Here is a 13914-nt window from a genome sequence, read left to right as displayed (position 1 = left end):
CCGATCTCTGTTACGTTTGCCACTCCACTCCCTTCCGGATTTAAAGCTGCACAAATGCTGCCTTTCAATCACCGGACAACACAACGTCTGGCCAGCCTGAGCAGACACTTCAACAATTCAGCCCGGTGAAAAAAGTCAGGCAAACCTGCCAGATCTCTTAGCCAGAAAAAAGCGCCTCGCCTGACCCGCTCAGGATTCCGCACCAGGCGCTCTGAAAAGCCGCCAACTAAGCATTCAGCTGATGGATAACGGTCGAAAACTCATTGACGCCGCTGTTAATCTCCTGGAAGCTCCGGCCCAGCTCGGTAATTTTGTCATTTTCGCGGGTGATGATGCTCTTTATCTCATCGAGCTGATGGTACATGTCGCTGATAAGCCGGTTATTCTCTTCGATTACCGCGGTGATTTTCTGGGTGGATGATGACGTGGACGCGGCCAGCCGCCTGACTTCGCCAGCCACAACTGCAAATCCTCTGCCCGCTTCGCCTGCCCGTGCTGCCTCAATCGCCGCATTCAGCGCCAGGATATTGGTCTGTGACGTTATGCTGCTGATTGTCGAGATTATCTCGCTGATGTTCGCCGCCGATTCGTAGAGCTTTTTACTCACCGTAACAGCCGCTTCTACCTTGTCTGAAACCAGCATCGAGTTTTTAACGGTTTCCGTTAACACGTCTTTGGCGTTGTGTGAAATCTGCGAGGTCTCTTCAGAGGTCGTCACCGCAATATCGGCGATTCTGCGCGAATTTTCGACTCTGACCGTAATGTCAGAGGCGATTTTAATCACCTTATCAATCGTGCCATACGCGTTAAGCACCGGCGTGTAATTCGCTTCCAGCCAGACACGTTCCCCTGCGGCGTTTTTCCTTTCGAATCGCCCGCTGAAAGAGTGACCGCTGCGGATTTTCGCCCAGAAATCGGGGTTCTTCGTATAGAAATCATTAAAACAGAACATCCGGTGATGCTTGCCGACGATATCACTGCGCTGATAGCCCATTAACTTCAGAAAGTTATCATTGGCATCTAACACTTCACCGTCGGTCGTAAACTCAATTAACGCCATTGAGGCGTTAATGGCGCTGATGATCGCCTCTTTGCTTTTAAGTGCTTTGTGTTCTTCCGTAATGTCACTGGCGATTTTTATCACCCGCACCACTTCGTTATGTTTATTTTTTACCGGGAAATAGGAACCGCCAATATAAAAAACGGATTTATCTTTCCGGCAGCGTTCAAAAACGCCGTTTATTGCGTTGCCCTGAGACAATGACTGCCAGAAGCTGGCGTATTCTGCCGTCTGCGTATAGGCGCTCTGACAGAGTGCGCGATGATGCAACCCCGTCACTTCACTCAGCGTGTAGCCTGTCATCGCGAGGAAAATATCATTCGCCTTAATAATCTTCCCCTGAGGAGAAAATTCAACCCATCCCATTGCGCCTTTAATAGCGCTGACATCATCAACCATTCCGGTGGCGTCTGATTTTATCGCTCTCTGGATGACTTCATTCACATTGAACATACAAACCTCAGAGGATGACTGTAATGTATCTTCATTTTTCGTTGACGTATTGCCGCATCAGATCAATGCCGGCTACATGTAAGAAAATCCTTTGTACGCCTTAAGCGTCACCGATATCGCCACGCAGACCGGAAAAACTCCCAGGCCTGGGCCTGCACATGGAAGCACACCTTCTAAGCATTATCGGAAGTGACCGGCAAGACTTTAACGGATATTAACTGTTAAGGGCGACTGCTGATTCGGGGTAACAGAAAGGGTGTTACGGATCTTCAGCTCGCAGTTAATGGAAACCGGAGCAGGATCCGGCAGGGATTGCGTTGCCGGTCAGGGAGGGCAGCAAGCGGATAAGGCCCTGGCGAGGACCAGGGCGTCAGGGCTGAGCAAAGAAAATATGTTTACTGTGAGTTAAAAATCAGACTACTTTGTAAAATTCCAGCGTCACGCCGGACGCGGTTCTTTCTGCGGCGCAGATAAACACCGATGTCGTGAGCCATGACAACTCAGGCACATCGGTTTCAAATACCGGGACGCTTCTGAAATAGATCTGTGAAGGCGGCAGTTCATCAAAAAAGCGCATGTCATCCCCGAACAGCTTCTCTTTAAATGCGTCAGGTACGCGACGAATGCCATTATTCTCGACGTAAACTGTACCCTGGCCGACCTGTAAGGCATAGCGGGCCGAGAGGCGGCAAATCCCATCAGGATCAATGAACTGGCTGTCGATACCCCCCGGCATGACCTGCCCGTTGAGCGCGCCGGAGACGGTGCCGGAGCGTATCGGGATAAGCTGGCGCTTCCCCTTTAAAGGGCTGCTGGAGATCACAACGGGTTTATCGACGTGAATATCAATTCTGAAGCTGTATTCGAGTGCGGGTAACATAGTTCCTCCTGTTATCCCGCCAGTATAGAGAGACCCGCAGAGCGCGGTATAGCTAATGATGCGCCTCACGCGTTAATTCACTCTTTAGCCAGAATGAAAAATCCCGGTACAAGAGGACCGGGATGAGTGCGTGGTTTACTCTTTTGCTATTGGCGTTTCACTTTCCTCAATCTTTGTCTCGCCCTGAATGGTGCTGATACGTTTTTCCACCTCACTGACCTGCTCGCGGCTGTGCAGCAGGGTATATGTCAGATCAAACTGCGTGCTGGCGCCCGGCTGCAGCTGCTTCACGCGTTTCTGCTCGCGTTCCACGGTCACCGGATAAGCATAACTGGTGCCCGGCTCGATGCCGGTCACATATCCCTGCTTCAGGGTGTCGGTGTTTTTCCACAGCGTCAGCACGGGCAGCTGGCGGGTATCAAACTGAATCGAAGCGCCACTGTTTCCCGCCTTGTTAACAACCGCAGCCACACTCTGATGATTGCTGTCAGAGAGAGGCTTGATGTTGAACACCATCTCATCGAAATCTCTGGTCGGCCCTTTATAGGTCTGCCACTCTTTCAGCCCGGCCTTCGCGTAGTCATTGAACGGGCTGATGCCGGACATCGGCGCGATGAAGCGGGCGCCCTCTTCCAGGATAGGCAGACCAAAGTTGCTGTGATAGATGATCTGATAATCGTGCGGATAGTCGGCATAATTCGTTAACACGTCATGCAGGCTGAAACTGTCGCTGCCCGGTACGTAGCGCAGTTCGGTCATGGTCTGAAGATCGGTTTTCTTGAAGGTGCTCTCTTTGATCAGGCCACGAATGCGAATCTCGTGCGGGGCTGCATCGGCGACCTCCACTTCCAGCTGAGAAACCGGCGTGTTGCCCGCTTTACCGTGCAGGGTGTAAATACGCCCCTCATTAGTAACCGGATGGCCGGTCCACTCATAGCCGCAGCGCACCATCATTTCGTTAAAGCCGTCCAGCCAGCCCAGACCGTTACGGCTCTCAAGATTGATATAGGCAGGATTGACCACCTCTTTGACCGGCGAATCCCAGCCCATGCGGGAACCAAAGCCTTCAACACGTAACAGGTTCATGCCGCGCGTCGGACTCAGCGTAATGGTCAGCCCATCCTGACTGTGGATGGTCAGAATTTTACTGCCCTCCTGCTTGCCGCCATGCAGCACCTTTTGCTCAATGCTGAACGGCTTACCCTGCGCTTTCAGCTCGCTGCTGGTGATCTTCCAGTTCCCCTGCTCGGTGCCCTGTTCAGCACTGGTCAGCACCCAGGTTTTTGCAGCCGCTGAGCCGGAAACCAGAACCGCCAGCATCGTTAACGTCAGTTTTATCTTCATCCTTTGCTCCATTAGCTGAATCGTTTTTTCATTCTGTAAGCGAAACTTACTGGCTGATGCCTTTCAGAAACGTGACCATGCTCACCTGATACTAAATTTGTATTTTTAAGCGGCATTAATGCGGACTGAATCACATAAATTCCGCATAAACAGGAATAACAACGGCGCATTATGAGACGCGGAAGGTCAGTAGCTTTACTCGATTCAGCGTTGATAACCCGACGAAAGATTAACCGGACGCTCACCTCCTGATAAAAATCCGTAAAAAACTTTAAAACCAGCGCAACTTTTTCCATTTCTAAGCGAACCTGTTAACAGAGGCAGCAGACAACTCCGTCTGTTCGTCAATGGAGAGAGTAATGCCAATGAAAAAGACCCTGAAAACCCTGGCCGTCGCGACGCTGCTGGCACTGAGTGTTCCGGCCACCTCCGCTTTTGCGGCATTAGAAGCCGGTCAGAAAGCGCCTGACTTTAAACTCGATGCCGCGCTGGCCGGTAAATCAACCACCTTCTCTCTGCAGCAGGCCCTGCAGAAAGGTCCGGTAGTGCTCTACTTCTTCCCCGCAGCCTTCAGCGCAGGCTGTACGCTCGAAGCGCATGATTTTGCTGAAGCGACGGACGAATTCAAAAAGCTGGGCGCGACAGTGATTGGTGTGACCGCAGGCAATACCGATCAGATTGCGAAGTTCTCGCAGCTGGAGTGCCGTGACAAATTCACCGTGGCCGCCGATCCGGGTGCGAAAGTCGCGACCGAATATAAAAGCACGATGGAGATGAAAGGTCAGAAAGTCTCAGACCGCACCTCTTACGTGATTGCCCCGGACGGCAAAATCCTGATGAGCTTCACCGATAAGAATCCGGATACGCACATCCAGAAAGCGATGGATGCCGTTAAACAGTACCGTCAGGCCAATCCGGCTTAACTTCATCATCTGAGCAGGTAAATCATGCTGACTGCGATTGCAGCCGCCTTCCTCGGCGGCATTATTCTGAACCTTATGCCCTGCGTGTTTCCGGTAATCTCGCTGAAAGCACTGAGCCTGATCCGCCATCATGACGCGCCCGGTCATGCCCGCGCAGAGGGCGTGGCGTTTCTGCTGGGTGTGGTGGTGACGATGGTGGCCCTGACCGCCGTGCTGCTGCTCGCCAGGGCGGGAGGCGCATCGGTCGGCTGGGGATTTCAGCTGCAATCGCCGCTGGTTATCGCCGCGCTGATTCTGGTGATGCTGGGGTCGGCGCTGAACCTACTCGGACTGTTTGAAGTCGGGCTGTCGATACAGCGCGTGGGCGGCATGGGCAGCGACCAGGGCGGACTGGTCGGCTCCGCCCTGACCGGCGCACTGGCGATTATCGTCGCCACGCCCTGCAGCGCCCCTTTTATGGCCAGCGCGGTCGGCTATGCACTGACCCAGCCTCCCCTAATCAGTCTGGTAATCTTTATCGCGCTGGCGCTGGGTTTTGCAGCGCCCTTCACCCTGATTTCGTTTTTCCCGCTGCTGGCGCGCATCCTGCCTAAACCCGGTGCGTGGATGAACACGCTGAAGCAGGGGCTGGCGTTTCCGATGCTGGGTGCGGTGGGCTGGCTGATCTGGGTGCTGGAGCGTCAGGCCGGATCGGCGGCGCTGGCCGCGATCCTGATCTGCTGCTTGCTTCTGAGTTTCGCCGCCTGGCTGTATGGCATGGCGCAGAAACGCCGTATGATGGGTCAGCGTCATGTGATGTTGCATGTTGCCACCGCGTTTTTTGTGGCGCTGGTGATCGTGCCGCTGATGAACCTGAACCGCTTTGCGAGCGCACCGGCCGAAACGGAGACCGCTTCTGAGGCCGCCGCCGCCGTTGCCTGGTCGCCGCAGAACGTCAATGCAATCAAAGGTCAGGGCAAGCCCATTCTGGTGAACTTTACCGCGTCCTGGTGTATTACCTGCCAGGTTAACGATCGGACATCGCTGTCGACCCAGGCGGTGAAAGCCGCGATGGCGCGCACCAGTACGATTTACATGGTTGCCGATTCCACCAAATATAATCCCGATGTCGAGCAGGCGCTCAGCGACTTTGGCCGTGGCGGGTTACCGCTCTATGTGGTCTATCCGGCTGATGGCGGTAAACCGGTGGTGCTGCCGCAGGTGCTGACGCCGGGCATTGTGATTTCCGCGCTGGATCAGGCGACAGAAAAAGGAAAGAAAACCTGAAACTGATGACGACAGGACTGGCTGACGCGTTGCCGGGGCAGCGCGACAGGAGAGTGACCTGCTGGTGACCGATGTCAGAGCGTGACCAACGCGCGCAGTGGCCAGCCCTGATGGCCCGCGCGCAGGCGGGCGACCGGGCTGCCTACAACCAGGTACTGAAAGCGATGGTTCCGGCCATCCGGGCACTGGTGCGCAAAAAAATCCATGATGAGGCGCTGACAGAGGATGTCATTCAGGAGACGCTGCTGGCCATTCATCGTGTGCGCCACACTTACGATCCTGAACGCCCGATCCTTCCCTGGGTTGCCGCCATCGCCTCGGCCCGGACGATCGATATGCTGCGCCAGCAGGGCCGTCGTCAGGAAATTCAGGATGAGGTGGCGCTGCACGCTGAGCCCGCCCAGCCTGCGGACGCCGCCGACGACACGGATCGTCTCTCCGGCTATCTGGAGACCCTGCCGCAGCGTCAGCGGACCATTGTCGAATCGGTTCATCTGCGTGAGCAGAGTCTGGCGCAGGCCGCCGCCGAAACCGACCAGTCGCTCTCTGCGGTTAAATCCCTGTTGCATCGCGCAATGGTTAATCTTCGTAAATTCGGACGGACGCAGCATGAGAAATCATGACCAGTTAATTAACCAGCTCAGTGCTTCCGCACAGCCGGTCCGCCGCGTCTGGCCGACCGCCTGGCGCGTCGCGGGCTGGATCGCGCTCGCCCTGCCCTGTGGCGCGCTGACCAGCTGGGCATTTCATACCCGGCTCACTGACTGGTCTCAGCCTGGCGCCCTCGTCGCGCTGGCGGCCCTGCTGCTGTCGCTCGTTATCGCGGGCAGCACGCTGGCCGCCGCCTTCACGCTGAGTATTGCCGGCAGAAAACCGGTCAGCCTCCGCTGGCCGCTGCTGATGATCGGCATCTGGCTGGCGCTGAACCTGATCAACCTGACTTCAGAAACCCCGCCTGCGGGTGCGGCCCGGTTGGGTGAAGGGATCCACTGCTATCTGTTTATGCTGTCGGCCAGCCTGCCCATGATGCTGATGTCGGTGTTTACCCTGCAGCGTACCCGCTCACTTTATCCTGCGCGCAGCCTGGCGCTGAGCGGCTGCGGTAGCGCGTTTACCGCATCGATGCTGCTGTCGCTCTGCCATGATACGCACCTGCATCTTATCGATTTCTCCATGCATCTGGCGGCAGGCATAACGATTGTGGTGCTGACGGTCGTCGCAGGTCGTCGCTGGATCCGGCTGGGCGACTGACCGCAGAGAGAGGCTGTTCACGCTGAAAAGAGAGTGTCGTGATTCACATTACGGCATCAGGCCGTGGATCCTGCTGTTTGCCCTTTGCTTTATGCCTGAGAGAATCCGACACCGGGCCAGTCTCTGGTCCGGACTGAATGGCGGTAGCTTTCACATTACAGGAGATAACGATGGACAATGAGATGACAGGACAATGCCACTGTCGCGCGGTGGCCTTCCGGGTGACGCTGAAGGATGGATTTAATACGGTGCGCCGCTGCAACTGCTCATTTTGCCGGATGCGTGGCGCGGTGGTGGTGTTTGCGACCAGCGTGGCGCTGATTCGGGGCGAAGCGCAGCTTACTGAGTACCGTTTCAACAGTAAGGCGGTGGGCCACTACTTCTGCGCCGCCTGCGGTATTTACACCTTTCATCAGAGCCGCTCGCAGCCCGAACAGTTCGGGGTCAACGTCGCCTGTCTGGAAGGGATATCACCCTTTGATTTCACCGATGTGCCGGTCTCCGATGGCATCAATCATCCCAGGGATGGCGGTGCGGGCGGTGTAGCCGGTCATCTGGTCTACACCCCCACGCAATCCTGACACTAAACAGGCAGATCTATTCCCGGCTGCTTTTGCCGCTGAAACGGGTGATCGGTTTCTGCTCGTCGCGGTCGATCTGTTGTGAGAACACCTTCAGCGCCGCGATGACCGGGCGCAGTCCGCGCCAGAGATCTTCATCATTCAGCAATCGTATAATGCCGCGAATGCCCGGCGCGGCTTTTTCCTGCCGGGCTTCATCGCGCACCGGTTTGACCGCCATCGCCGCATCGCGAACGGCGAGCAGCAGATGATTGAAGCGTTCCGGCGGAACACTGCCCAGCATCATCATCAGTAGCGAAAGGTTCTGAAGAGCATTCTGGGTGCCAGGCTGATTAAGCCCGGAAACCAGAATCTTTCCCACCTCACTGTTGGACTTCACCAGGTCGTTTGCCAGCCGCAGGAAACCGTGCTGGTGGAGATTTTCGATCAACTCATCCATCGCTTCACGGGCGGTTGGCTCGGTACGTGCAGGCGTGACCTGATATTTCATCCGTTCTGCCATCAGAATTTCTCCGGTTTTTCGACGTGTTCAGGCGGTTCGCGGTAGCCAGCCTGCTGCCATTTCTGCTCAATCGGCAGATGCGGCAAAGACGTCCGGCTGCCGTTGCGGAAGTTGTGCAGCGGCAGAGGATCAGGTTGTGGCCGGCGATCGATGCGCTCCATATTTACCGCAAGCTCTTTATAGGCTGGCGTATTAACGTCTGGATCGTGATGTTCACCGGTCAGTGCATTAACGCCATCTTTACCATGATGAATCGGCATAAAGAGCACGTTGCCAGCCACACGATGGGTAATGACAACCGGTACATCCACCGACCCCCGTCGCGAACTGATACGCACCCACTCGCCCTCATTCAGCGCACGCGAGGCAGCCAGCTCTGGTGAGATCTCAACGAAGGCATTAGGCGACAGCGACATGATACGGCCGCCCTGCCCGGTCTGATTCATCGACTGAAAATGTTCCAGCATCCGCCCATTGTTCAGCAGCAGATTATAGTCGGCATCCTCCTGTTCAGCGGGCGGCTGCCAGCTCAGCGGGTAGAGTCGCGCTTTGCCATCGGGGAAGTTGAACCGTTCCGTGTAGAGTCGCGGCGTGCTCTCACCTGCGGCGCTGACCGGCCAGAGCTGGGACTGCCAGCCGACCAGTTGCTCATAACTGACCCCGGCAAAAATGTCGGCAATCGCTGCCGCTTCCGCCATAATCGCGCCCGGATTGGGATAGTTCCACGGGTGTCCCAGCCGCGCCGCGAGTTCGGTAAAGATCTGCCAGTCGGGCCGGCAGTCTCCCAGCGGCTTCATCGCCGGAGAAAAGTGCTGGATCCGCCGTTCCGTGTTCACGAAGGTGCCCTCTTTTTCCACGCTGGGCGCCCCGGGTAACACCACATCGGCAAATTCGGCCGTGCGCGACATAAAGATGTCCTGTACAACCATAAAATCCAGCCTGCTGAAGGCGTCATGGACGGACGCCGAATCAGCATCCGCAAAAGCCGTTTCTTCGCCTGTGATATACATGGCGCGAATTTTCCCTTCGCCCGCCTCTTTCACCATTTTGAAGTTGTCAGCCCCCACCTTGTCAGAAAGGGCCTCCGGAGAGACGCCCCACGCGCGGGCCCACTTTTCCCGGACCGCTGCATCAGTAACCTTCTCATAGCCGGGATAGAGATTACTCAGGCAGCCAAAGTCACTGGCACCCTGGACGTTATTGTGGCCGCGCATCGGATAGCCGCCGGTGCCGGGACGGCCATAGTTGCCGGTGACCAGCAACAGATTCGACAGCGCCGTGCTGGTGTCAGCGCCGTGGCTGTGCTGGGTAATGCCCATCGCCCAGAGTATGCAGACACTCCCCGCCTGACCAATCATCTCTGCCGCCTCAGTCAGTGCAGACTCGCTGAGTCCACACATTTCACTGGCCCATGCCAGAGTGAAAGAAGCGAGCGAGGCGCGATAGGCTTCGACGTTATTGACCCGCTGCGCCAGGAAAGCCTCATCCGCGTAGCCGTGATCGAACATATATTTCGCCATCGCGGAGGCCCATACCAGGTCCGTGCCCGGTCGAATGCGCAGATAGCAGTCAGCGCGCTCCGCCATCTCATGACAGCGGGGATCGACGACCAGCAGTTTCTGTCCGTGATGTTTATGACTTTGCTTAATATGTGACGCGATCACCGGATGATTTTCGGCCAGATTGCTGCCAACCAGCACGATCAGTCCCGCCTGTTGCAGATCCTTGATCGTTCCGGCGTCACCTCCGTAGCCGACGGTGCGAAACAGCCCTTCTGTGGCCGGGTTCTGACAATAACGCGAAGAGTTGTCGACGTTATTGGTGCCAAAGATTAAGCGGGCGATTTTCTGCGTCAGATAGGCCTCTTCATTGCTGGCTTTGCTGGAGCCAATAAAACCAAGCGCATCGCCCCCATGCTGCTGCGCAACGTCGCGCAATCCGTCAGCCACCCGCTGCAATGCTTCATCCCAGCTGGCTGGCCGGAAACGGCCATTCTCGCGGATTAAAGGGGTCGTCAGACGCTCCGGGCTGTTAACAAAATCCCAGCCAAATTTACCTTTCACGCAGGTAGAGATGCCATTAGCGGGTGCTTCAGCGACCGGCTGTATTTTGAGGATGTGTCGGTCACGGGTCCAGATTTCGAAGCTGCAGCCGGTGCCACAGTAGGTGCATACTGTTTTCGTGCGTTTGATTTCAGACTGGCGCAGCGCCACATCAATCTTCGAAATGCCGGTGATCGGCTCCATGCCGATGCTGTTTTCCAGCGATTTCACAAAATCGATAAGGGGACGCTTAAGTCCCTCGTCCATCGCGGTAAAGGGGCCGGCATCGGGTTGCAGGGTTTTTTCCAGCAACGCATTGCAGGGGCAGACCGTCACGCAGTGGCCGCAGCTGACGCAGCTCGAACCAGCGATTTCCGTTCCGCCATCCCAGAGCACGCGAGGATGAGCCTGGGTGTAGTCGATCGACAGGGTTTCGTTGACTTCAACGTTCTGACACGCCTCAACGCAGCGCCCGCATAAGATGCACTGGTCGGGATCGTAGGTATAGAACGGATTGGAGTGGTCTTTGTTGTACGGTTTGGGCTGATGAGGGTAATACTGAATCGGGATATGCATATCCGCCACCGCATTGTGCAGCGTACATTCACCGGTATTATGTTCGCAGACGGTGCAGTAAAGCTCATGGCGGTTAAGCAGTCGGTCCATTCCCTCCTGCTGGGCTGCCTTAAGCGCAGCGCCTTCACTCTGAACCGTCAGGCCCTCTTCGGTACGCAGTGTACAGCCGCGGACGCGCTCACCATCGGCATCCACCCAACAGACATCGCAGCTTTGCAGCGGCGGCAACGCCGGGTGATAACAGACGTGAGGGAGTTTTTTCCCGTGCGCATCCAGAAAATCAATCAGTGGTTGATCCGCCAGCCCCTTCAGCCGTTCACCATTGAATGTAATGGTGCAGTAGTTTTCACTCATATACGCCTCATGACGATATCGCCTGTACCTTGCGGCTTGAAAAGGTCCCTTTATTTAAGGGGTTACTTCACAAGCTTAGTGAGGATTAACAACTCCGCCATCAATGCCGCTACGTTTAGCACGCTTAATGACTGATTCATCAGACTTTTTTAAATGTAATGACTTCTTACCAGCCGGAGCACACGGCGGGGGCTATTCGGAGAGGCGGTTTGGGTTGTTTTTCTGTTAAGCCTTTACCGACGTCGGGGGTCAGGCAGGGGTAATCCTTACCTTTAAGAGGATGTTGTAACTATCAGGAGTAATAACATGCGCGCTTTGAAATCTGCCGTAACGGGGGTGACCCAGTGCAACGCTGACATGCCCCTGTCATGGTGAATTACAAATAGCGGATTACTATTGATGATGCACAGGTCTTTTTCGTCTCTATGAAACATGGCCAACAGGCTCATGCCGGGGGACGCTGCACATATTATCAGCGGTTTGACATTCAGGTTCCGGAGCAGAGGTCAGCAGCCGGACCGCGCGCAGACACCCGCCTCCGCTTTCAACGGTAAGTTGCAGGTGAACGGGGTGAATCTCAATCCCGGAATCGTCATCAGGTGCTGCCTGCAGGTAACAGCGCCACATTCATCACGTCATACAGAGGGCAAGATTATGAGTACCTTTAAAACGACAGACGGCACACAGATCTACTTCAAAGACTGGGGAACCGGTAAGCCGGTCCTGTTCAGCCACGGCTGGCCACTGGATGCCGATATGTGGGACAGCCAGATGAACTTCCTGGCCGGCAAGGGTTATCGGGTAATTGCATTTGACCGGCGCGGTTTCGGTCGTTCCGATCAGCCCTGGAACGGCAATAACTACGATACCTTTGCCTCTGACATCAATGACCTGATCACCCATCTTGATCTGCAGGATGTGACACTGGTCGGCTTCTCGATGGGCGGCGGCGATGTCACACGCTACATCGGCAACTATGGCAGCGATCGCGTCGCGGCGCTGGTGCTGCTGGGTGCCGTCACGCCTCTCTTTGGTAAAACGGCTGACTACCCGCAGGGGGTGGATATGTCGGTGTTTGAGGAAATTCGTGCTGGCCTGCTGAAGGATCGCGCGCAGTTCATCAAAGAGTTCGCCACCCCCTTCTATGGCACCAACGCCGGACAGACCGTGTCTGATGGGGTGATGGCGCAGACACTGAACATCGCGCTGCTGGCCTCGCTGAAGAGCACCGTCGACTGCGTGACTGCCTTTGCAGAAACCGATTTCCGTGCTGACGTCGCCAAAGTAAATGTGCCAACGCTGGTGATCCACGGCAGCAACGATCAGGTCGTGCCGTTTGAATCGACGGGTAAGGTTGCCGCAGAGATGATCGAAGGAGCTGAACTCAAAGTCTATGACAATGCGCCGCATGGGTTCGTAGTCACACATCAGGAGCAGCTGAATGAGGATCTGCTGGCGTTTCTGAACGCGCAGTGAGGCAGAAAACTGCGCGGTGAAAGCCGCGCAGTGCTGTGTTAAGGCTGAGCAGAGGTCAGCTGCGATGATAAAGAAAGATACACCCACCTTTCACGGCATACTGATCTGAGCATGTCACCGCCCTTCTTTACTTCCGCCCGGATAACAGGCAAATGCAGAACAGCCACAGTGACCTGAAGAGAAACTAAAGAGGTGATGTTCAGCTGCTGGCCCGCACCACCAGCTCACCCTGCATGATCACGCACTGCGGCGGCACATCCGGCAGAGCAATTTTTTGCAGCAGCAGCTCGCAGGCCCGGCGACCAATCGCCTGCGAAGGCTGAGCCAGCGTCGTCAGCGGCGGTGACATCATCTCAGCCAGTTCGCTGCCATCGAAACCCACCACGGCAATATCCTGCGGTGTCCGCAGCCCCGCCTGGTGAATCGCCGCCATGGCTCCGGCTGCCAGCGTGTCCGAGACGGCAAACACCGCATCCGGTTGCACCCTGTCAGCCAGTAGCTGCTGCATGGCTGTCTTCCCGGCGCTGAAACTCAGCTCGCTGGCATAGGCGATGGCCTGCCAGGAGAGTTGCTGCTTATTAAGCTGAGTGATGTAACCCTGCTGCCGCAGGCGGGCATAGCGATAGCGAAGATCGTGATTGATCAAGGCGATGCGCTGTCGTCCCCCTCCGGCCAGGTAATGCACTACCGACTGCGCAGCGTCTTCATCATCAATGCCGACGCAGGCGATTTGCCCGCTGTCATCATGTTCAGCGCACTGAACCCAGGGTGCCTCACCAATCAGCGCACTCAGCTCAGGCAGCCTGTCGAAGGCATTCATGGTGATGATGCCCTCCACCACCTTGCCGGAAAGCAGTTGCAGGCTGGAGCGCGAACGCGCGATATCCGCACCTGAGTTACACAACAGGATGCGATAGCCATTTTTCTCCGCCTGCGCCTCAATCCCTTTAACCACCTCGGCGCAGAACGGGTTTGAGATGTCAGACACCAGCACCAGAATCATCGAGCTACGCGCGGTCCGCAGCTGGCGCGCCAGCAGATTAGGCTGATAGTGGCTCTCTTCAATTGCTGCGAGCACTTTCTGGCGATTCGCCGGTTTTACGCGGTCACTGTTATTCAGCACCCGGGAAACCGTGGCGACAGAAACACCCGCCATTTGCGCAATCTTCTGAACAGACATAGCGTTCCTTCTGTTAACCTGTGCAA

Annotated in this window: 12 protein-coding genes; 6 read left to right on the top strand and 6 right to left on the bottom strand. The window is 56.0% G+C overall.

Annotated features, from left to right (window positions below; translation table 11 throughout):
• Window positions 1-226: 226 nt before the first annotated feature.
• From ACR6AS_RS16260 to ACR6AS_RS16250, 3 genes are all read right to left on the bottom strand, one after another.
• On the bottom strand, window positions 227-1459 hold the full coding sequence (locus tag ACR6AS_RS16260; protein ID WP_434163034.1) for a methyl-accepting chemotaxis protein: 1233 nt from the start codon (window positions 1457-1459) through the stop codon (window positions 227-229).
• Window positions 1460-1925: 466 nt separating this feature from the next.
• The gene (locus tag ACR6AS_RS16255; RefSeq protein WP_418803721.1) at window positions 1926-2393 is read right to left on the bottom strand and encodes a DUF3237 family protein; all 468 of its coding nucleotides are present in this window, start codon (window positions 2391-2393) and stop codon (window positions 1926-1928) included.
• A 135-nt stretch (window positions 2394-2528) separates the two neighbouring features.
• Entirely contained in the window at window positions 2529-3737 is a 1209-nt protein-coding gene (locus ACR6AS_RS16250; protein ID WP_434163033.1) for an aldose 1-epimerase family protein, read from the bottom strand.
• A 359-nt stretch (window positions 3738-4096) separates the two neighbouring features.
• On the opposite strand from ACR6AS_RS16250, the gene ACR6AS_RS16245 reads away from it, so the two are divergent.
• The 5 genes from ACR6AS_RS16245 to ACR6AS_RS16225 all read left to right on the top strand — a co-directional run bounded on the left by ACR6AS_RS16245 (window position 4097) and on the right by ACR6AS_RS16225 (window position 7758).
• Complete coding sequence (locus tag ACR6AS_RS16245; protein WP_111138435.1) at window positions 4097-4660, top strand: peroxiredoxin; 564 nt, start codon at window positions 4097-4099, stop codon at window positions 4658-4660.
• Between the two features lie 24 nt (window positions 4661-4684).
• Window positions 4685-5926 (top strand): protein-disulfide reductase DsbD family protein, encoded by a 1242-nt coding sequence (locus tag ACR6AS_RS16240; protein WP_434163029.1) that lies wholly within the window; start codon window positions 4685-4687, stop codon window positions 5924-5926.
• 71 nt (window positions 5927-5997) lie between these two features.
• Window positions 5998-6549 (top strand): sigma-70 family RNA polymerase sigma factor, encoded by a 552-nt coding sequence (locus tag ACR6AS_RS16235; protein WP_434163026.1) that lies wholly within the window; start codon window positions 5998-6000, stop codon window positions 6547-6549.
• The gene (locus ACR6AS_RS16230; RefSeq protein ID WP_418798715.1) at window positions 6536-7177 is read left to right on the top strand and encodes a DUF1109 domain-containing protein; all 642 of its coding nucleotides are present in this window, start codon (window positions 6536-6538) and stop codon (window positions 7175-7177) included. The genes ACR6AS_RS16235 and ACR6AS_RS16230 overlap by 14 nt, the downstream gene beginning before the upstream one ends.
• Window positions 7178-7347: 170 nt before the next feature.
• A complete protein-coding gene (locus ACR6AS_RS16225; protein ID WP_111138439.1) occupies window positions 7348-7758 on the top strand; it encodes a GFA family protein in 411 nt (136 codons plus the stop codon).
• A gap of 16 nt (window positions 7759-7774) precedes the next feature.
• On the opposite strand, the gene ACR6AS_RS16220 is transcribed toward ACR6AS_RS16225, so the two are convergent.
• Complete coding sequence (locus ACR6AS_RS16220; RefSeq protein ID WP_434163023.1) at window positions 7775-8260, bottom strand: helical membrane plugin domain-containing protein; 486 nt, start codon at window positions 8258-8260, stop codon at window positions 7775-7777.
• The gene (fdhF, locus tag ACR6AS_RS16215; protein WP_434163020.1) at window positions 8260-11232 is read right to left on the bottom strand and encodes a formate dehydrogenase subunit alpha; all 2973 of its coding nucleotides are present in this window, start codon (window positions 11230-11232) and stop codon (window positions 8260-8262) included. The genes ACR6AS_RS16220 and fdhF overlap by 1 nt, the downstream gene beginning before the upstream one ends.
• Before the next feature lie 654 nt (window positions 11233-11886).
• Between fdhF and ACR6AS_RS16210 the strand changes: the two genes are divergently transcribed.
• Window positions 11887-12708: an alpha/beta fold hydrolase gene (locus ACR6AS_RS16210; RefSeq protein WP_434163018.1), complete on the top strand. Its 822-nt coding sequence runs from the start codon at window positions 11887-11889 to the stop codon at window positions 12706-12708.
• A 199-nt stretch (window positions 12709-12907) separates the two neighbouring features.
• On the opposite strand, the gene ACR6AS_RS16205 is transcribed toward ACR6AS_RS16210, so the two are convergent.
• A complete protein-coding gene (locus ACR6AS_RS16205) occupies window positions 12908-13888 on the bottom strand; it encodes a LacI family DNA-binding transcriptional regulator (RefSeq protein ID WP_293772404.1) in 981 nt (326 codons plus the stop codon).
• Window positions 13889-13914: the final 26 nt, after the last annotated feature.

It is taken from the genome of Pantoea phosphatilytica, from assembly GCF_051025615.1.
Lineage (GTDB): Bacteria > Pseudomonadota > Gammaproteobacteria > Enterobacterales > Enterobacteriaceae > Pantoea.
Note: the sequence above shows the minus strand (reverse complement) of the source record. Positions and strands in the feature narration are given on the sequence as shown.